The following is a 19,731-nucleotide window of genomic DNA, read 5'->3' as shown; positions in this document are numbered from 1 at the left end:
CTGCTCGGCTCGGTCCCGGCCGGTGCTGGACTGGTTCCTGCGGCGCGCGTCAGCGCTGCTGCAGGAACCAGTCCAGCACCGGCCACCAGAACTGCGCCGAGCAGTGCTCGGGGACCTGGTCGAGCGGCACCCAGACCGCGTCGTGGACCTCGGTGCGGTATGGCGTGAGGGAGGGCCCGTCCACGTCCAGGTCCGCGGCATAGATCGCCACGTGGCAGTGAGGCAGGTGCGGCCAGCGCGGCGACGGTCGGCTCTGAGTGATCCGCTCGTAGCCGATCGGCCGCAGCAGCGCCTCGTCGAGGTCGAAGCCGGTCTCCTCGCGCACCTCGCGGACCGCTCCGGCGCGCGGGGTCTCGCCGGGCTCGCGGGCCCCGGCCGGCGCCTCCCACCCGCCACGGGCGCGGCTGTGGACCATCAGGAGGCGATCGGACCGGTCGAAGACGAAGGTCGCCGCCGCCGAGGTCGTCGGCTCGGGCGGCTCCTGGTCGGAAACGATCACGTCGAGGTGGTGCGGTCCGGCGACGGTCGGCACCACGTCCGGGTAGCGGCCCATCGGGCGCTCGCCCTTGCGCTTGCGGAAGCGCAGTCCCGTGGCGTGGAGCAGCCGGACCACCTCCCGACCGTCGACGAGGCGCGCCCCGGCCGCGACCACGTCTGCGTGGCGCTCCTGCGGGACGTCGTAGTGGTCACCGTCGTAGGACCGCGGGTGCAGTCCCACCTCCGCCGCGAAGGCGTGCAGCTCGTCGTAGGAGCGGTCCGAGATGAGGTGGGCGAAGTGGCGGCCGTGCGCCGGCCACTGCGGAGCGTCGACATAGAGCGTCACGCGGTCACCGTCCCCATGCTGGCAGGCTAACCGACCCCGCCTGTGGATGAGCGCACCAGGTCACGGGCCGAGCCGGGCAGAGTTGCTCTCAGCCGGTCCGGGCACACCGGAAGGGCCACCAGGGTCGAACGCGAGCAGAGGATTCGGACATGAGCGCAACCTTCACCGTCGACACCGAGCGCATCTCGGCGGCCTCGGCCGACATCGGCCAGATCTCCGCGGAGATCGAGACGCAGGTCGGGGCCATGATGGGCCGCCTGACCGCCCTGCAGGACGCCTGGCAGGGCAGCGCCTCCGCCGGCTTCCAGGGGGTCATCGCGCAGTGGCGCGGCACCCAGTCGCAGGTGCGCGAGTCACTGGAGTCGATCAACCGGCTGCTCCAGCAGGCCGGGGTGCAGTATGCCGACACCGAGCAGGCCAACACCGCGATGTTCCGCTGACCCCACGAGCTCCCGGGCGGGCCCACGGGCTCGGCCCGCCCGGGTCGGGAGGGTCGCGGCGGGGGGTCCCCCAGCCCCGCCGCGGCCTTCTTCCGGTTCGGTGTCCCTCGACGGTCTGGCGGAACCGGGAACCGGGCCCTGGACCGGGCGCGTCGCCAGGAGCCGGTCGCCCGAGGCGGCCCGAGCCTCAGAGACCCGCGGGCTCTGAAGCCGGGTGCTCCCGGTCCGGCAGGTCCGACCGTGGCCGTCGACGCGGGCCGAGCACACCGAGGGCCATGAGCACGCCGACGATGATGACCACCGCCCCGACCAGGCCGAGGACCGTCGGGGTCTCACCGTTGTAGAAGTAGGCGGCGACCGTGCCGATGACCGGCACGAACATCGACCACGGCGACACCGTCGACGCCGCATGGCGCGACAGCAGCAGGTTCCACAGGCCGTAGCCCGCCATCGAGGCGCCGTAGGTGACGAACGCCAGCCCCAGCACCGACGTCAGCGTCAGGTGCGTCAGCGCATGCAGGTCCCGCTCCCAGCCCTCCAGCCACAGCGACAGACCGAGCAGCGGCAGCGGCGCCACCAGGGCCGACCAGACCACCAGCGAGAAGCCGTCCCGCGGCGGACGGCGACGGGTGAGCACGTTGCCCATCCCCCACGACGCGGCGGCCGCGATCGTCATCACGAACGGCAGCACCGGCGCCGCCACCATGAACTCCCACCCCACCACGACCATGCCGAGCACCCCGATGGCGATGCCCGCCACCTGCCAGCGCGTCGGCAGCTCCCGCAGCACCAGGGCCGCGATCGTCACCGTGAACACCGTCTGGATCTGCAGCACCAGCGACGCCAGCCCCGCCGGCATCCCGAGGTTCATCGCGGTGTAGAGCAGCGCGAACTGCCCCGCCGACATCGTCGCTCCGCACGCCAGCACCGTCCGCCACCCGTTGCCCGGCGGCCGGACGAACAGCACCGCGGGGAACGCGACCAGCGTGAACCGCAGCGCCGCGAACAGCAGCGGCGGGATCACCTCCATGCCGTACTTCGCCGCCACGAAGTTCACGCCCCAGATGAGGATGACCACGCAGGCCAGGAAGGTGTCCTTGCGCGGCATCATGCTGGGGCTCCTGCGGTGTCGTCGATGTGGTCCGACCACGACTCTCCCCCGACCGGGCCCTGGAGCGCACGTCCACCCACGTTTCGGACGGCATGACGTCGCTCACGTGCCCGGCGGCCCGGCATACGACCCGGCTGGTGCGCCAAGACGCGCTCGCAGGCGCGGCATCCGCCCACCGAGGCCCGGCGGCGCGCACAACTGCTGCACATCGGGACCCGTCCCCGTCGAATTCCGTTGCGGCACAACACCCCGGCTCATGCTCGACCTGCTATGTGCAGCAGCTACGCACGCGAAGGGCGGCCCACCGTGATCGGTGAGCCGCCCTTCGGGAATCTTGTGCGTCAGAAGCCTGAGCTTGATCGGGCTCCGTCTGCGTCGTGCGTCAGAAGCCTGTGCTTGATCGGGCTTCTTCCTCGCACTCCGGCTCGGCCGTGTCCCTCGTTCCTCGGGACTAGGCCTCACCTACGCGCTTCGTCAGAAGCCCATACCACCCATGTCGTCGCCACCAGGCGCCGCCGCCGCAGCCTTCTCCGGCTTGTCGGCGATGACGGCCTCCGTGGTGAGGAACAGCGCGGCGATCGACGCGGCGTTCTCCAGGGCGGAGCGGGTGACCTTGGCCGGGTCGATGATGCCGGCCTTGATCATGTCGACGTACTCGCCCGTGGCGGCGTTCAGGCCCTCGCCCGGGGTGAGGTGGCGGACCTTCTCCGCCACGACGCCACCCTCGAGACCGGCGTTGATCGCGATCTGCTTCAGCGGAGCCTCGGCAGCGACGCGGACGATGTTGGCGCCCACGGCCTCCTCGCCCTCCAGGGAGAGCTTGGCGAACGCAGCGTCGGTGGCCTGCAGCAGGGCCACGCCACCACCGGCGACGATGCCCTCCTCGACGGCCGCCTTGGCGTTGCGCACGGCGTCCTCGATGCGGTGCTTGCGCTCCTTGAGCTCGACCTCGGTGGCCGCGCCCGCCTTGATGACGGCGACGCCACCGGCGAGCTTGGCGAGGCGCTCCTGGAGCTTCTCACGGTCGTAGTCGGAGTCGCTGCGGTCGATCTCGGAACGGATCTGCGCGACGCGACCGGCGATCTGGTCGGCGTCGCCGGCACCCTCGACGATCGTGGTCTCGTCCTTGGTGACGACGACCTTGCGCGCCCGGCCGAGCATGTCGAGCTCGGTGGTGTCGAGCTTGAGGCCGACCTCCTCGGAGATGACCTGGCCACCGGTGAGGATGGCGATGTCGCCGAGCATGGCCTTGCGACGGTCACCGAAGCCCGGGGCCTTGACGGCGACGGACTTGAAGGTGCCGCGGATCTTGTTGACGATCAGCGTGGACAGGGCCTCGCCCTCGACGTCCTCGGCGATGATCGCGAGCGGCTTGCCGGACTGCATGACCTTCTCGAGCAGCGGCAGGACGTCCTTGATCGCCGAGATCTTGGAGTTGACGATGAGCACGTAGGGGTCCTCGAGGACGACCTCCATGCGCTCGGTGTCGGTGACGAAGTAGGGCGCGATGTAGCCCTTGTCGAAGCGCATGCCCTCGGTGAGCTCGAGCTCGAGGCCGAAGGTGTTGGACTCCTCGACGGTGATGACGCCTTCCTTGCCGACCTTGTCCATGGCCTCGGCGATGAGCTCACCGATCTGGGGGTCAGCGGCGGAGATCGAGGCGGTGGAGGCGATCTGCTCCTTGGTCTCGATGTCCTTGGCCATGTCGAGCAGCTCGGCGGAGACGGCCTTGACGGCGGTCTCGATGCCGCGCTTCAGCGCCATGGGGTTGGAGCCGGCCGCGACGTTGCGCAGGCCCTCCTTGACCATGGCCTGCGCGAGGACCGTCGCGGTGGTGGTGCCGTCACCGGCGACGTCGTCGGTCTTCTTGGCAACTTCCTTGACGAGCTCGGCCCCGATCTTCTCGTACGGGTCCTCGAGCTCGATCTCCTTGGCGATGGACACGCCGTCGTTGGTGATGGTGGGGGCTCCCCACTTCTTCTCCAGGACGACGTTGCGGCCCTTGGGGCCGAGGGTGACGCGGACGGCGTCGGCAAGGATGTTCATGCCGCGCTCGAGACCGCGACGGGCCTCCTCGTCGAAGGCAATCAGCTTGGCCATTCGGGGGTTTCCTCCCACACGAAACGGATGTGTCGGTCGCAGGACGCCCGCGACGGACGGCTCGTGGCCACCGGGTTCACATCACCTGGGGACCCCGGACCTCGTCATACGACCGGGCTCTTATCACTCTCGCTAGGAGAGTGCTAACACCATGATTAGCACTCGGCACCCCCGAGTGCAAATGACGATGGTGTCGTATGCCGGACGCCTCCGGCGCCCATGAACGACCCCCAGGACGCCAGCTCCCGCAGGCTGGGGAGCCGCGCGGCGTCGGCGGGGCGGGCATACCAGAAGCCCTGGGCCAGGGGGACCCCGAGTCGCTCGACCCACGCGGCCTCCGCCCCCGTCTCGACGCCCTCGGCGAGGAGCTCGACCCCCAGCTCCTCGGAGACGGCCACGAGCGCGCGGACGATGGACCGGGCCGCGACGGAGGTGGGCAGGTCCCGCACGAACGCACGGTCGATCTTGATCCCGTCGATCGGCAGGTGGACGAGATAGCTCAGTGACGAGTAACCGGTCCCGAAGTCGTCGACGTAGACCCGGAAACCCCGGGCACGCAGGTTCTGCATCGTCTCCGCGGACCGAGGGCCGCGATCGACCATCGCCTCCTCGGTGAGCTCGAGGTGCACGTCGGCGGGTCGGAGCCCGCCCCGACGCAGCGTGTCCTCGAGCCTCGGCGCCACGTCCTCGACGTCCAGCAGCGCGGTGGGCAGGTTGATCGAGACCGGGACACCACCAGACCCGATGCGCCTCAGGGACTCCACGGTGCCCGAGACGACCCACTGGGTGAGGCGCGTCATCTGCCCGGTGCGGGTGGCGTAGTCCAGCACGGTCGCGGGGCCGACGACCCGACCGTCGGCACCCACCCACCGCAGCAGCGCCTCCACCGAGTGCACCGTGAGGTCGTGCGTGCGCACGATGGGCTGCAGGTAGAGGCGGACGGAGTCAGCTCCCCAGGCCCTCGTGATCTCGTGGTCGGCGTCGGCGCGGCGCTCCACGGCGGCCCGCATGCCGGGGTCGTAGGCACGCCAGGCCTCGTGCGCCTGCTTCGCGGCATACATCGCGAGGTCCGCCCGCTACAGGAGCTCCTCCGGGGCGAGGCGGGGCTCCCCCGGCTCCGCCACCGCGACGCCGATCGACGCGCCGACCTGGTGCACCCGGTCCAGGAGGCCGTACGGCCGAGCGAGGGCGTCGTGCACGTGACCGGCCAGCTCCGTCGCCTCCTCGATGCCGGCCGACGCCACCACGGCGAACTCGTCCCCGCCGAGGCGGGCGAGCAGGCGCCCGGGCCCGGTCACGCCGGTGATCCGCGCGGCGACCTCGCGCAGGAGGGCGTCGCCGGCGTGGTGCCCGCTGGAGTCGTTGACCTGCTTGAACCGGTCGAGGTCGACGAAGATCAGGGCGACCTCGGAGCGCTCCACCGGGTCGTCCAGCAGCTCACCGAGGCGCTCCAGCAGCTGGGGACGGTTGGCGAGCCCGATCAGGGTGTCGTTGTAGGCGAGCGCGTGCAGCCGCTCGCACAGCTTACCCGCGCGGTGACGTCGCGCACGGCGACCACGAACCCGTCGGGACGCGGGGCGACCGAGGTCTCGAGGACCCGACCGTCGGTCTGGACGTCGAACAACGCGGACCCCTCGTCCTTCGCCAGGCGCAGCGCTTCCGTGACGACGGTGGGATCGACGAGCAGCACCTCGGCCAGCGTCGAGGACCGCGGGTCGTCGACGCTGCGGAGGGCCTCCTCGGTCCCGATCACCCGCTCGGCGACGGGTGAGACGTACTCCAGCACCCCACGCCCGTCGCAGATCATGATCACGTCCTGCGAGTCCTGGACGAGGCTGCGGAAGTATTCCTCCTGCTGACGGCTCCCGGCCATCGCCTCGCGGAGCCTTCGACGAGCGGGCGCCGGCACGTCCTCTGCATCAAGTATGACGAGCGTTACCCTCCGCGTCTGAAGAAATCGCGTCCGTGACGCCGATCGACCCAGCGTGACCTGCGTCGGCGGGCCGCTCGGGTCCTGTCAGGCCGGTTGTCAGGAGGCCGCGGCCCTCAGCTCGCCGTCGGCCTCGCTGCTCACGGGGTCGTCCAGGTCGTCGACGTAGACCACGACCAGGTCCCGCGCGGGGTTGGACTCGATCTCGCCCAGCAGCCACCGCCACGCCACGAGGTTGGGGTGGTCGACCGAGGTGCAGGCCTCGGCCGGCGACAGGTCGTCGACGGCCCGGCGCAGCACCTCCGCCGACACCGGCAGCGTCTCGGTCGTCCGGCTGTGCCGCACCAGCCGGCCGAGCACCACCGCGGGCAGGTAGCCCGCGCCGCGGTTGACGCACGGGAACTCCCACTCCGGTTCCGACGAGGCCGCGCTGATCCCCACCGCCCACAGGGCCGGCCGACGCCACCCGGGCACGGTGGCCTCGGTGGCGTCGCCCATGGCGGCGAGCTTGTCCGGCGTGTCCCACTGCTCCGTCATACGACCACTCTCCCAGACTCGGGCGGCCGGGCCGGTCAGTCCCTCGATCGGTCAGCCGTATGCCGAGGGGAAGGCTGCGCGGTAGGAGCGCCAAGCCGCGCCGCCGTCGGCCCTGCGGTCGACCGAGTCGGCCGCGAGCACGGCGTGCATCACGGCGCGCGTCACACAGTCCGCTCCCGCCTCCTGGACGAGGGCCAGCTCCGGCAGGGAGAGCTCGCGCTCGTGCCCCCCCGAGGCGAGGGCGAAGAGCGTGTCCCCGTCGAAGTAGGTGTGCACCGGCTTGAGCGCCCGCGCCAGCCCGTCGTGGGCCACGCCCGCCATCTTGTGGCACTGCGCCTTGCTGAGCCGTGCGTCCGTGGCGACCACGCCGATGGTCGTCGCCATGCCCGGCATCCCCGCGAACCGCTCGGGCAGGCCGGCGGCCACTGTGCGCGCGGCGGCGACCTCCTGCGCCGACGGCGGCATCAGGCCGGCGAGCTCGTCGTCGAGCTCGTGACGGGCGCCCCACAGCTCGCCGGTGGTCTCGTCCACCGCGGACCCGATGGCGTTGACCACGCACAGGGCGGCCACCGTGACACCGTCGTCGAGCACGCAGGACGCCGAGCCCACGCCGCCCTTGAAGCCGCCGACCTTGGCCCCCGTCCCGCCGCCGACGGCGCCCATCGGCACCGGCCGCGCACCCGAGTCGCGCGCATCGGCATACGCGGCCTGACCGTCCCGGAAGCCGGGGTGGTGCCGCCACTCGCCGCCCCGCCCGAGGTCGAAGACGACCGCTGCGGGGACGATGGGCACGACCTGCCCGTGCGAGCCCATGGGCCACCCGATGCCGTCCTCCAGCAGCCCCTGGACGACGCCGTCGACCGAGGCGAGCCCGAGGGCCGAACCGCCGGACAGGACCACGGCGTCGACCCGGTCGACCAGGTTGCGCGGGTCGAGCAGGTCGGTCTCGCGGGTCCCGGGGGCCGCGCCGCGCACGTCCACGCCGGCGACGCAGCCGCCATCCGGCGGGAGCACGACGGTGGTCCCGGTCAGCCAGCCCGTCTCGTCCCGGGTCGCGTGACCGACCCGGAACCCGGCGACGTCGACGAGGGTGTTGGTGGGTCCGGTGCGCATGCCCGCGAATCTACTCCCGGCCCCCGGGATGCCGATGGCCCCCGTCCTGTGCGAGGACGGGGGCCTACGGGTCTGTGGGGGTCAGAGCTGGACGCCGAGCCGGCGTGCTGACCTGGCGCGCTGCCGCTGGGCGCGCATGCGCCGCAGCCGCTTGACGAGCATGGGATCGTGCTCCAGGGCCGCCTGCGTGTCGATCAGGGCGTTGAGCACCTGGTAGTAGCGCGTCGCGCTCATGTCGAACAGCTCCTTGACGGACTGCTCCTTGGCGCCTTCGTACTTCCACCACTGGCGCTCGAACGCGAGGATCTCGCGCTCCCGGTCGCTGAGGGAGGCGACGGGACGCTCGGCCGACGTGGGGTGCAGTGCGGCGCTCATGAGCCTCAGGGTAGCGGCCGAATCACACGCATGTCATTCGTGCCGCGCCCCTGATCACCCACATGGCCGCCGCTCACTCGGTCTGGATCGCCCGCAGCACGTCCATCCGCGCGGCGCGGTGGGCCGGCCACAGCGCGGCCAGCACCCCCACGATCCCCGCGACGACGAGGAACGCCAGCAGCTGCACCCACGGCACGTGCAGGGCCAGCCCGTCGCCCTCGAGCGCCCGGACCAGCGCGAAGCCGAAGAGCAGCCCCATGCCGAGACCGAGCACCGAGCCGAGCAGCGCGATCGCCACCGACTCGAGCCGGATCATCCGCCCCAGCTGTCCCCGCCGCAGGCCGATCGCCCGCAGCAGCCCTATCTCGCGCGTCCGCTCGATGACGGACAGGGCGAGCGTGTTGACGATGCCGAGCACGGCGATGACGATCGCCAGCCCGAGCAGGGCGTAGATCATGTTGAGCAGCAGGTCGATCTGCCCCGTCTGGGTCTTGGCGAACTCCTGGTTGTCCTTGACGGTCACCATGGGCAGGTCCTTGACGATGGTCTCCAGCTGCTGACGGACCTTGGCCTTGTCGGCGCCGCCCGCCACGTCCACCACCACGCGCATGTCGGTCGCCGGCACCCCGGCGTCCGCGAGGGTGTCTAGGGTGGTGTAGAGCCCGCCGTCCATCCCCTCGTCCTGCTGGTAGGTCATCGCGAGGGTCAGGGGCAGCGGCCCGCTGGGGAGCGCGACGTCGACCTTCTGCCCGAGCGCCCAGCCCTTGTCGGTCGCCATCTTCTCGGGCACCATGACCGTGCCCTTGCGGAAGTCCGCGAGCGAGCCCCGGCCGGCCTCCTGCTTGAAGATCTTGTCGAAGTCGCTCGGCGCCATCGCTCCCAGGATCGTCTGCTCGCCCCCGAGCGTCCCGAACGCCATCCGCATGCGGTGCACACTGGCCACCCCGTCGACCTTGGCCGCCTGGTCGGCGATGGCGGGCGAGAAGGGCTGGAAGGCCGGGTTGGAGTACATGTAGTCCCCGCGGAGCCCGCCCTCGATGATGCCCGTCAGCGAGGTCTTGGCCGACTGGCCGAGCACCGCCATCGTGGTCACGAGGGTCAGGCCGATCATCAGGGCCGAGGCGGTGGCGGCCGTGCGGCGTGGGTTGCGGGTGGCGTTGGTCTCGGCGAGCGCTCCGACCTGGCCGAACATCCCGCGGTAGACCCGGCCGAGGCCCCACAGGACCGGCTTGCCCAGCACCGGCGAGGTGAAGGCCACGCCGAGCAGCGTCAGGAGCGCGCCGGCCCCGATCCACCACGTGCGCCCGGGGGCGTCCTCCCAGAAGAGCCCGGCGAGCAGCCCGGCGACGCCCAGGCCGGTCAGGGTCAGGCCGATGGCCAGCCGTCGTCCGAGGTCGGACCGGCCGGTCAGCGCGTCACCGGTCATGGCGGCGACCGGGGGCACCGAGGACGCCTTGCGGGCCGGGACATAGGCCGCGAGCATCGTCACGAGCAGACCCACGACGTATGACGCCGCCACCGCCTGCAGCGTGAGCCGAGGTGGGGTGGACCCCATGTCGAGGCCGAACGTCGAGAACATCGCCGAGATGCCCTGGGCGATCCCCAGGCCGAGCAGCAGCCCGAGGGTGGCGCCGACGAGCCCGACGACGAACGCCTCGAAGAGCACGGCCCGGCGCACCTGCGGCCGGCTCGCCCCCATGGCCCGCAGGAGCGCCAGCTCGCGGGAGCGCTGCGCGACGAGGATCGAGAAGGTGTTGACGATGAGGAAGGACCCGACGACGAGGGCGATGCCGGCGAAGACGAGCAGGAAGGTCGAGATGAACGACAGCGCCTGCCCGACCTGGTCCTCGCTCTTCTTGGCCAGCTCGGCGCCCGTCAGGGTCTCGTAGCCGGCCGGCGTCAGGGCGCGGACCCGCTCGGCCAGGGCGTCGACGTCCTGCCCGGGCTCGGCCGTGACCCAGGCCGCCTGGTAGGCGTCCTTGCCGCCCATCCACTGCTGCTGCGCGGTCCGGTCGTCGAACATCGCGTAGGTCGCGCCCGCCGTGGACCCCTTGGAGCCCCACAGGACCGTCCCGACGATGGTCGCCCGCATGGTGGGCTCGGCCCCCGAGCTGGCGATGGCGATGGTGTCGCCCAACCGGTAGCCGGACTTCTCGAGGGAGGCGGGGTCGATCGCGACCTCACCCTCCCGCTGGGGCGTCCGTCCGCTCTTGACGACCATGCCCTGCTGGCCGCCGAAGGCCGGCTCGGTGATGACGTTGCCGCCGATGGACGGCGGCCCCACGGTGGCGAGGACCTTGCCGTTCTTGCCGACGAGGTAGGCGTCGGTGACGGTGATGGCGCCCACGGACGACCGGACGCCCTCCACCTGGCCGATCCGGTCGATCTGGGCGCGGGTGAGGACGCTGCGGGACCCGGCCGTCGCGCCCCCGGCCGACGAGCCCTTGGGCTGGACGTTCACGTCGGCGACGGTGCCGTTCATGATGCCGTTGAAGGTGCTGCCGAGCATGTCGGTGAAGATCAGGGAGCCGCTGACGAAGGACACCCCGAGGACGATGGCGAAGGCGCTCATGAGGAGCCGCAGCTTGCGGCCCATCAGGGACTTCCACGATGTGCGGAGCATGGCGGGTCAGCCTGCCCGCTGGGGCTGGCGGCGCCCCTGGACCAGCTCGTCCAGGTGGGCCATGGTGTCGAGCACGTCCTCGCGGGTCGGGCTCTGCAGCTCGTCGACGAGCTCGCCGTCGGCGAGGAAGACGACGCGGTCGCAGTAGGCCGCGGCCACGGGGTCGTGGGTGACCATGACGATCGTCTGACCGAACTCGTCGACGCTGCGCCGCAGGAAGCCGAGGATCTCGGCCCCGGAGCGGGAGTCGAGGTTGCCGGTGGGCTCGTCGGCGAAGATGATCTGGGGCTTGCTGGCCAGCGCGCGGGCGCAGGCGACGCGCTGCTGCTGGCCGCCGGACAGCTCGGACGGCTTGTGCCGCAGCCGGTCTCGAAGCCCGACGGTGTCGATGACGGTGTCGTACCACTCCGGGTCCGGCTTGCGCCCGGCGATCGACAGCGGGAGCAGGATGTTCTCCTCCGCCGTCAGGGTCGGGATGAGGTTGAAGGCCTGGAAGACGAAGCCGATGCGGTCGCGCCGCAGCTCGGTCAGGTCCTTGTCCTTGAGGCCGCCGATCTCGGTGTCCCCGACGAAGACCTGCCCGGCGGTCGGCGCGTCCAGCCCGGCCGCGCAGTGCATCAGGGTCGACTTGCCGGACCCCGACGGTCCCATGACGGCGGTGAACCGCCCCTTCTCGAACGCGATGTCGACGCCCCCGAGCGCGACCACCCGGGCGTCGCCCTGCCCATAGACCTTGGCCAGGCCCCGCGTCGAGGCGGCGACCTCGCCCTGGACCGCCCGCTGCTCGTATGCCGGCGCGCGGACCTCCCGGGTGGCCACCGTCTCGTGCGTGGCCACCGTCTCGTGCGTGGCCGCCGTCTCGCGCGGGTCGCCGGCCTCGACCACCGGCTCCGTCTGCTGTCGTGCGTGACGTGGCTGCTGCCTCTTGAACAGTCCCATCCCTGACATCCCCTCCGATAGGTCCCCGCTGCCGCGAGTCCGGTGGCGGTCCAGCCGGGAGGCCGACCGCTGCTCCCTCGAGGCTACTGGCCTGACGCTGCGTCAGGGCCAGGGGAAACCCCTGGCCGGACCCTGAGCGACACCTGATGGCGCCGGGATCCGTCTAGGGTGGTCGCCGTGACCCCGCCCCAGCCGCTGTCCGAGATCGTCCACCCCACGTGGGCGACGGCCCTCGAGCCGGTGGCCGACCAGGTGCGGGCCATGGGGGACTTCCTGCGGGCCGAGGTCGCGGCGGGTCGCCCCTACCTCCCGGCCGGGGCCCACGTGCTGCGCGCCTTCGAGCAGCCGCTGCCCGACGTGCGGGTGCTGATCGTCGGCCAGGACCCCTATCCCACCCCGGGTCACGCGGTGGGCCTGTCCTTCTCGGTCGCCCCGGACGTGCGCCCGATCCCCCGCTCGCTGGTCAACATCTATGAGGAGCTGACGACGGACCTCGGTGTCCCCCAGCCAGGCTCGGGCGACCTGTCGCCGTGGGCGGACCACGGCGTGCTGCTGCTCAACCGCGTCCTCACGGTCCAGCCCGGCAAGCCTGCCAGCCACCGTGGCAAGGGCTGGGAGGCCGTCACGGCCTGCGCGATCACGGCGCTGGTCGAGCGCGGCGGCCCTCTCGTGGCGATCCTGTGGGGTCGCGACGCCCGCAACCTGGCGCCCCACCTTCCCGGCATACCATGCATCGAGTCCGCCCACCCCTCACCCCTGTCGGCGCACGCCGGGTTCTTCGGCTCGCGACCGTTCAGCCGCGCCAACGCCGCCCTGCAGGAGCAGGGCGCCGAACCCATCGACTGGAGGCTCCCGTGAGCATCGCCCGTGATCCGAGGTCCTGGGGCCGCTACGTCGCCATCGGCGACTCCTTCACCGAGGGGATGAGCGACCCGGACCCGGCCTCTCCCGACGGTGACGTGTATGCCGGATGGGCGGACCGCCTCGCGGCGATGCTGGCCGTCGTGGCCGCCAAGGACGACCGGGAGCTGCGCTACGCCAACCTCGCCATCCGGGGCCGCCTGCTCGACGACATCGTGACCCGGCAGGTCGACGACGCGCTCGCGCTGGAGCCCGACCTCGTGTCGATCGTGGGCGGCGGCAACGACATCCTGCGTCCCCGCGCCGACATCGACGCGCTGGCGTCCCGCCTGGAGGGTGCGGTCGCCCGCATCCGCGCGACCGGCGCCGACGTCCTCATGGCCACCCCCACCGACCCCAAGGACGCGCCCCTCGTCGGCCTGACGCGCGGTCGCGCGGCGACCTACATCGCGCACATCGTGGCCATCGCCCAGCGGCACGAGTGCTACCTGCTCAACCAGTGGGCCCTCACGCCGCTCAAGGACTGGCGCATGTGGTCCGAGGACCGCATCCACATGACGCCGGACGGTCACGAGCGCGTCGCCGCCGAGGCCTTCCAGTCGCTGGGCTTCCCGCCCGAGCTCGCCGACTGGCGCACGCCGCTGCCGCCCATGGCTGCATCCGCTCGCTCGGAGGCGCTGCGCGGCAACGTCGAGTGGGCCCGCACCTACGTCGGCCCCTGGGTCCAGCGCCGCCTCACGGGCCGGTCGTCCGGCGACGGCCGCGCCCCCAAGTACCCCACGCTGCAGGTCGTCGACCCGCGCCGCGCCTTCGCCCCCTCCCAGCACTGACGGCCGCAGCCGCTGAGCTCTCAGAGCTTCTCGCAGGCGATCCCGCGCAGGACATCGCAGCAGGGCCAGAGCTTGTCGATGAGCCTGTCGGAGTCAGTCATGAGCGGGCCTTGCCGGAGGGGCTGTGGGAGCGCCGCGGTGAGGCGCGCTCTGTCTCGTGTCGAAGCGGGTGCTCGCGAGCCGACGTTCGGCCCAGGTGATCATGTCGAGGAGGTCGTCGGCCACGTAGGCCTGCCGCCCCGGCCCGATGGCCTTCCTCGTCAGGATCCGTGCTACGTAGAGCTCGTCCAGCGCCTTCCCGGCTGCGGTCCGCGAGACGCCGTGGATCCGGACCACGGTGGCTACGGTGAGGACTGGCGTCGCAGGAAGGTCCGCGAGGATCGCCGCCGTGGCCGAATCGCTACGCAGGCCGCGGGTGGCACCCTTCTTCGTCCGCTCCTCCGCAATCCTCGTGTCCCAGTCAGCGCGCAGAGCCGCCAGCTCGCTCGCGATCCGCTCCGCCTGGTCACAGGCAAGGATCGTCGCCGTCGAGAAGACGGCGATCCAGGCCGAGCGCACCGCCATCCCTGTCACCGAGTCCGCACTGGCGGCGACCCGGTATGTCGTCAGTCCCTCGACATACCGGCTGCGCATCGTCGACAGGACGAGGCTGATGGGCAGCACCGCGTCGCGAGTCAGTCCGCGGCGGGCGAGCACGGTGTGGATGAGTGCGCGGCCCACCCGGCCGTTGCCGTCGGTGAAGGGGTGAATCGTCTCGAACTGGGCGTGCGCCAGCGCCGCCTGGGCGATGGGCGAGTGCAGTCCTCCGGCGAGATAGGCGACGAGATCCTGCATGAGGGCGGGCACTCGCTCGGGGTCGGGAGGGACGAAGTCGGCGTCGAGGGGATGCCAGTCAGAGCCGCCGATCCAGTTCGGCACCTGCCGCAGCCCGTGGTGGTGCTCCTCCCGGGGGAGAAGGGACCGATGCAGGGCCTCGATGTCCTCGACCGCCACGTGATCGACGCCGACGAGGCGGGTGGTCGCTTCACGGACGACGGCCATGTTGTTCGCAACCATCTGCGCCTGCTCGCCGACCCCCTTGACCTCCTCGCTCTGACCCAGCTCGGCGAGCGCCACATTTCGGGCGGACGGCGCGATCCCCTCGATGCGCGACGACGCGATCGCCTCGGAGCGCAGGAGGAAGCGGGAGATCCCGGCAAGATCTCGAAGGTCCCCGTCGAGCGAACGCACACGCCGCTCGGCCTCCGCGACGAGCCGATCCGTCTCCGGGTCGAGAGCCAGCGCGGCGCCGACCAGCAGGTCCGGCACATATCGCGGGTAGGGCCCCGAACGCCGCTCGCGCCGAGGCAGGCTGGGCTCGGACGAGTCCCACCACGCCTGCTCCCACGTGCCCATAGTCGCTAGCCTTTCGTCGAGATGCCCTCAAGATGCCCTGTGGCAACCTTAACGCTTAAAGTTGCCTCGACGGGGCCGCGGCGACACCTTGAGCCCTAAGGTCGGACGGCTGCCAGCTGCCGACTCGGCCCCGCGGCTCTCCCACACCCCTGACGAGCCGAGCGGTGAGATCCACTCGATCCGCCGCCACGCCGTCCTCACCGTCTGTGGATGGACCGTCCTGCGCGCGAGCGGGTGGGGTTCGTCATACGGCCTCGTCCTGGTCCCGCCCGGGCACCCCGGGCATACTGGCCGGTAATCCAACGGTGAGGAGCAGGCGATGAAGCTGGGTCTGGGACTGGGCTACTGGGGCACGGGCAAGCCCGAGGGGGTCGAGGAGGCCGTCGCGGCCGCCGAGCAGTGCGGGTTCGACTCCGTCTGGACGTCCGAGGCCTACGGGTCCGACGCACTGACGCCGCTCGCGTGGCTCGGCGCCCGCACCACGCGCCTCACGCTCGGCACCGCCGTCATGCAGATGTCGGCGCGCACCCCCGCCGCCACCGCCATGGCCGCGATGACCATGGACCACCTCTCCGACGGACGGTTCGCGCTCGGCATCGGGGCCAGCGGACCGCAGGTCGTCGAGGGATGGTACGGCCAGCCCTACCGGCAGCCCCTCGCCCGGACCAGGGAGTATGTCGAGATCCTGCGCGCCGCCATGCGTCGGGACGTGGTGCAGCACACCGGCCGCCACTACCAGGTGCCGATTGAGGGTGGCACCGGTCTCGGCAAGCCGCTCAAGTCCACGCTGCACCCCGTCCGCGAGACGATCCCCATCCTGATCGCCGCCGAGGGCCCCAAGAACGTCGCCCTCACGGCCGAGATCGCCGACGGGTGGCTGCCGCTGTTCTACTCCCCCTACGAGGACTCCTTCTACCGCCGCTGCCTCGACGAGGGCTTCGCCGCGCGTGGCGGCCGCCCGGACGACTTCGAGGTGGCGCTGCCGGTGCAGGTCGTCGTGGACGAGGACCTCGAGCGGGCGGCCGATCGGCTTCGGCCGCACATCGCGCTCTACGTCGGCGGGATGGGCGCCAAGGGGCAGAACTTCCACTACGACGCGGTCGCACGGCTGGGCTTCGAGGCGGAGTGCGAGCGCATCCAGGAGCTGTTCCTGGCGGGGCGCAAGGAGGAGGCCGTGGCCGCCGTCACGACCGAGATGGTGTCGCGCATCGCGCTCGTCGGCCCGGTGGCCAAGATCAAGGACGAGCTCGCCGCGTGGGAGGAGTCGCTAATCACCACGATGGTCGTCCACGGCAACGCCCGCACCGTGCGGCAGATCGCCGAGATCGTGCTGTAGGTCTGCGTGCTGCAGGTCTCCGTGCTGTAGATCACGGTCGCCGCGGGCCCCGGGCAGCGCTCCCGGGCCTGCGCCTTCCGCGACGTCAAGTCCTATCCTCAGGGGCATGCCAGCCGAGCGCCTGATGCCCAACGACGAGTCCCAGGACCTCATCGACCTCACCCGCGAGATCTGCCGCGACAAGCTCGCGCCCCAGGTCGATGCCATGGAGGCCGCTCACGAGTTCCCCCGCGAGATCTTCACGCTGCTCGGCAGGTCGGGCCTGCTGACGCTGGCCTACCCCGAGGAGCTGGGGGGCGGCGGCCAGCCCTACGAGGTCTACCTGCAGGTCGTCGAGGAGATCGCCTACGCCTGGATGTCGGTGGCCGTGGGCGTGTCCGTGCACTCGCTGACCTGCTTCCCGGTCGCGACCTACGGCACCGAGGAGCAGCAGCGCGACCTGCTCACCGGCATGCTCTCCGGCGAGCAGCTCGGGGCCTACTGCCTGTCCGAGCCGCAGGCCGGGTCCGACGTGGCCTCGATGACGACCCGGGCCACGCGCCAAGGGGATTCGGGTCCCTACGCCCTGCGCGGCACCAAGGCCTGGATCTCGCACGCGGGCCATGCCGACTTCTACACGACCTTCGCCCGCACGAGCGACGAGGGCGCCAAGGGCCTGTCCTGCTTCATCGTGCCGGGGGACGCGGCGGGGCTGGGCTTCGCCGAGCCCGAGCGCAAGATGGGCCTGCACTGCGACACGGTCCGCCAGGTCTACCTCGAGGGGGTCGAGGTCGACGAGGGTCGCCGCATCGGTGCGGAGGGGCAGGGTATGCCGATCGCGCTGGCCGCCCTCGACGCCGGTCGTCTCGGCATCGCGGCGTGCGCCACGGGCCTGGCCCAGGCCGCGCTGGACGTGTCCGTGCGCTACGCCAAGGAGCGCGTGCAGTTCGGCCGGACCATCGGCGAGTTCCAGGGCCTGGCCTTCCTGCTCGCCGACATGGAGGCCGCCGTCCACCAGGCGCGGTCGACCTATCTCATGGCCGCCCGCATGAAGGACGCCGGGCGCAGCGTCGGCAAGCAGGCGTCGGTCGCCAAGCTCACCGCCACGGACGCGGCGATGAAGGTCACCACCGACGCTGTGCAGGTGCTCGGCGGCGCGGGCTACACGATGGACTTCCCCGTCGAGCGCTACATGCGCGAGGCCAAGGTCACCCAGATCTTCGAGGGGACCAACCAGATCCAGCGCCTCGTCATCTCGCGGGCGCTGCTCCGCGGCTGAGCTCGTCGGGCCGCGGCCAGACCTATCATCCGATCGTCAACATCCCACCAGGACAGGACATCTCGTGAAGATCACCGACCAGACCGTCGCCCTCGTCACCGGCGGCGGCTCGGGCCTCGGCGAGGCCACCACCCGCGCCCTGCACGCCGCCGGCGCGGCCGTCGTCATCGTCGACCTCGAGACCTCGCGCGGGGCCCAGGTCGCGGAGGAGCTGGGTGAGCGCGCGCGCTTCTGCCCCGCCGACGTGCGGGACGAGGACGGGGTGCAGGCCGCCGTCGACGTCGCCGCCACGCTCGGCGAGCTGCGGATCGCGGTGTCCTGCGCGGGAGTGGCGACGCCGGGTCGCGTCGTGGGTCGCGGTGGCCCCCTCGCGCTGGAGACGTTCCGGACCGTCGTCGACATCAACCTCGTCGGCACCTTCAACGTCATGCGCCTGGTGGCGGCGGCGATGGTGCACAACGAGCCCGTCGACGGGGACCGCGGCGTCATCATCAGCACCGCCTCGATCGCGGCCTACGACGGGCAGGTCGGGCAGGCGGCATACGCCTCCTCCAAGGCCGGCATCGTCGGGCTGACGCTCACCGCCGCCCGGGACCTCGCCGACAAGGGCATCCGCGTGATGACGATCGCCCCCGGCACCATGGAGACCCCGATGATGGCCGGCATGCCGGAGGAGACCCGCGCCAGCCTCGGCGCGATGGTCCCGCACCCGTCACGCCTCGGCCGCCCCGAGGAGTTCGCTGGGCTCGCGGAGCACATCATCGCCAACCCCATGCTCAACGGTGAGGTGATCCGCCTCGACGGGGCGCTGCGCATGCCGCCTCGCTGACCACTCGTCAAGCCTGGACCGAGGGCACGTTCCGTGACGGGACGTGCCCTCTGCGTATCTCGTGGCGTGTTGACCGATCAAGAAACAATCAGAGGCCAGAAGGTCTTTACAGGGGATCGCTGACGGTCCAGGATGATCCCCCATACGGCCCTCCCATCCCCAGGCCGTGCTCACCCACAGGAGTCATCGATGCGCCATCTGACCGTGCCCCGCCCTGCCCTCATGTCCCTCGCGACCGTCGCCGCCGTCACGCTCGGTGCCGGCGTCCTCGCCCCCATCGCCCAGGCCGGCGCTCCCGCCGCACCGCCGGACGTCAACCCCATCGTCGGCGGCGGCCAGGCCCCCGAGGGCCGGTGGCCCATGGCCGTCAAGATCAAGATGACCACCTCGGGCGGCACCTTCGGCTGCGGCGGCACCCTCATCAGCCCGGACACCGTCCTGACGGCCCAGCACTGCCTCGACGAGACGCCGTCGACGATGAGCGTCGAGGCTCTCATCGGCGAGGTCGACTTCACCAAGGGCGAGTCCCGCAAGGTCGTCACGTGGAAGACGGGGGCGGGCCCGCGCAAGGGCGACTGGGCGGTGGGCAAGCTGGACCGCCCGTCGACCATCACCACCTTCGCCCCCCCCTGCCGGCAGACACGTCGCTCGACCGCTCCCCCTGGTTCACCGCCATCGGCTGGGGCCGGCTCACCGAGGGCGGCGCCAGCACGCAGTACCTCCAGCAGGTGGACCTCCCCCTGCACACCGGCAGCGGCTGCCTGCCGTATGCCGACGCCGAGATCTGCGCCTCGGGCAACGGGACGGCCGGCAAGGACACCTGCAACGGCGACTCGGGCGGCCCGCTCTTCGCCAAGAACACCTACGGCCGCGAGGTCCAGGTCGGCATCACCTCGTGGGGCGTCGGCTGCGCCCGCGCCAACGACGCGGGGCACTACACCAAGATCTCGGCCTACCGCTCGCAGATCCTGTCGGCCATCGACGCCATCGGCGGCACGCGACCCGGCGGCACGACGCCCACGCCTACCCCGACGCCCACGCCTACCCCGACGCCGGGCAGCAACGCGGTCGTCAACGGCGGCTTCGAGTCCGGCCAGACCGGCTGGACCGGCACCACCGGCCCCATCACCAACAACGCCGGACGCCCCGCCCACACCGGCACCTGGAAGCTCTGGCTCGGCGGCAACGGCACCACCGCCACCGAGTACCAGCAGCAGACCCTGACCGTCCC

At 71.6% G+C, this 19,731-nt stretch carries 18 protein-coding genes and 1 pseudogene; 7 read left to right on the top strand and 12 right to left on the bottom strand.

Features of this window, described 5'->3' with window-relative positions:
- Positions 1-49 precede the first annotated feature (49 nt).
- Positions 50-823 carry a DUF4031 domain-containing protein gene (locus K313_RS23185; RefSeq protein ID WP_029212477.1) on the bottom strand — a complete coding sequence of 258 codons (774 nt, stop codon included), beginning with the start codon at positions 821-823 and terminating at the stop codon, positions 50-52.
- Positions 824-972: 149 nt separating this feature from the next.
- Between K313_RS23185 and K313_RS0116070 the strand changes: the two genes are divergently transcribed.
- Positions 973-1,263, top strand: coding sequence for a WXG100 family type VII secretion target (locus K313_RS0116070; RefSeq protein ID WP_019284352.1), 291 nt, complete (start codon positions 973-975; stop codon positions 1,261-1,263).
- Between the two features lie 187 nt (positions 1,264-1,450).
- Here the strand turns inward: K313_RS0116070 and K313_RS0116065 are convergent, their stop codons facing one another.
- From K313_RS0116065 to K313_RS0116020, 10 genes are all read right to left on the bottom strand, one after another.
- Positions 1,451-2,374: an EamA family transporter gene (locus K313_RS0116065; protein WP_051274180.1), complete on the bottom strand. Its 924-nt coding sequence runs from the start codon at positions 2,372-2,374 to the stop codon at positions 1,451-1,453.
- A 474-nt stretch (positions 2,375-2,848) separates the two neighbouring features.
- The gene (groL, locus tag K313_RS0116060; RefSeq protein ID WP_029212475.1) at positions 2,849-4,474 is read right to left on the bottom strand and encodes a chaperonin GroEL; all 1,626 of its coding nucleotides are present in this window, start codon (positions 4,472-4,474) and stop codon (positions 2,849-2,851) included.
- Between the two features lie 155 nt (positions 4,475-4,629).
- Positions 4,630-5,535, bottom strand: coding sequence for an EAL domain-containing protein (locus tag K313_RS0116055; protein WP_029212474.1), 906 nt, complete (start codon positions 5,533-5,535; stop codon positions 4,630-4,632).
- Positions 5,536-5,550: 15 nt separating this feature from the next.
- On the bottom strand, positions 5,551-5,928 hold the full coding sequence (locus tag K313_RS0116050) for a diguanylate cyclase domain-containing protein (protein ID WP_240483998.1): 378 nt from the start codon (positions 5,926-5,928) through the stop codon (positions 5,551-5,553).
- A 26-nt stretch (positions 5,929-5,954) separates the two neighbouring features.
- Complete coding sequence (locus K313_RS0116045) at positions 5,955-6,347, bottom strand: PAS domain S-box protein (RefSeq protein ID WP_029212472.1); 393 nt, start codon at positions 6,345-6,347, stop codon at positions 5,955-5,957.
- A 156-nt stretch (positions 6,348-6,503) separates the two neighbouring features.
- Positions 6,504-6,941: a hypothetical protein gene (locus K313_RS0116040; protein WP_029212471.1), complete on the bottom strand. Its 438-nt coding sequence runs from the start codon at positions 6,939-6,941 to the stop codon at positions 6,504-6,506.
- A gap of 51 nt (positions 6,942-6,992) precedes the next feature.
- Positions 6,993-8,054 carry a P1 family peptidase gene (locus K313_RS0116035; protein WP_029212470.1) on the bottom strand — a complete coding sequence of 354 codons (1,062 nt, stop codon included), beginning with the start codon at positions 8,052-8,054 and terminating at the stop codon, positions 6,993-6,995.
- 81 nt (positions 8,055-8,135) lie between these two features.
- A complete protein-coding gene (locus K313_RS0116030; protein WP_019284360.1) occupies positions 8,136-8,429 on the bottom strand; it encodes a DUF3263 domain-containing protein in 294 nt (97 codons plus the stop codon).
- 73 nt (positions 8,430-8,502) lie between these two features.
- Positions 8,503-11,052 (bottom strand): ABC transporter permease, encoded by a 2,550-nt coding sequence (locus K313_RS0116025; RefSeq protein WP_029212469.1) that lies wholly within the window; start codon positions 11,050-11,052, stop codon positions 8,503-8,505.
- A 6-nt stretch (positions 11,053-11,058) separates the two neighbouring features.
- Positions 11,059-11,991 (bottom strand): ABC transporter ATP-binding protein, encoded by a 933-nt coding sequence (locus K313_RS0116020; RefSeq protein ID WP_019284363.1) that lies wholly within the window; start codon positions 11,989-11,991, stop codon positions 11,059-11,061.
- A 177-nt stretch (positions 11,992-12,168) separates the two neighbouring features.
- On the opposite strand from K313_RS0116020, the gene K313_RS0116015 reads away from it, so the two are divergent.
- Both K313_RS0116015 and K313_RS0116010 read left to right on the top strand, forming a co-directional pair.
- Positions 12,169-12,849, top strand: a complete 681-nt coding sequence (locus tag K313_RS0116015) for a uracil-DNA glycosylase (protein WP_029212468.1) — start codon at positions 12,169-12,171, stop codon at positions 12,847-12,849.
- Positions 12,846-13,682, top strand: coding sequence for an SGNH/GDSL hydrolase family protein (locus K313_RS0116010; protein WP_029212467.1), 837 nt, complete (start codon positions 12,846-12,848; stop codon positions 13,680-13,682). Before K313_RS0116015 ends, K313_RS0116010 begins: the two co-directional genes overlap by 4 nt.
- A gap of 93 nt (positions 13,683-13,775) precedes the next feature.
- On the opposite strand, the gene K313_RS0116005 is transcribed toward K313_RS0116010, so the two are convergent.
- Positions 13,776-15,077, bottom strand: a complete 1,302-nt coding sequence (locus K313_RS0116005) for a Fic family protein (protein ID WP_029212466.1) — start codon at positions 15,075-15,077, stop codon at positions 13,776-13,778.
- A 319-nt stretch (positions 15,078-15,396) separates the two neighbouring features.
- Here K313_RS0116005 and K313_RS0116000 point away from each other — a divergent pair, with 319 nt between their 5' ends.
- The 4 genes and pseudogenes from K313_RS0116000 to K313_RS24600 all read left to right on the top strand — a co-directional run.
- Positions 15,397-16,413, top strand: a complete 1,017-nt coding sequence (locus tag K313_RS0116000) for an LLM class F420-dependent oxidoreductase (protein ID WP_029212465.1) — start codon at positions 15,397-15,399, stop codon at positions 16,411-16,413.
- A 106-nt stretch (positions 16,414-16,519) separates the two neighbouring features.
- Entirely contained in the window at positions 16,520-17,671 is a 1,152-nt protein-coding gene (locus tag K313_RS0115995) for an acyl-CoA dehydrogenase family protein (RefSeq protein WP_029212464.1), read from the top strand.
- A 64-nt stretch (positions 17,672-17,735) separates the two neighbouring features.
- Positions 17,736-18,500 carry an SDR family NAD(P)-dependent oxidoreductase gene (locus tag K313_RS0115990; RefSeq protein WP_029212463.1) on the top strand — a complete coding sequence of 255 codons (765 nt, stop codon included), beginning with the start codon at positions 17,736-17,738 and terminating at the stop codon, positions 18,498-18,500.
- A gap of 132 nt (positions 18,501-18,632) precedes the next feature.
- Positions 18,633-19,731, top strand: a pseudogene (locus K313_RS24600) (S1 family peptidase); the annotation flags it as partial.

It is taken from the genome of Arsenicicoccus bolidensis DSM 15745 (genome assembly GCF_000426385.1).
Taxonomy (GTDB): domain Bacteria; phylum Actinomycetota; class Actinomycetes; order Actinomycetales; family Dermatophilaceae; genus Arsenicicoccus; species Arsenicicoccus bolidensis.
This window is presented reverse-complemented; position numbering and strand designations above follow the sequence as displayed.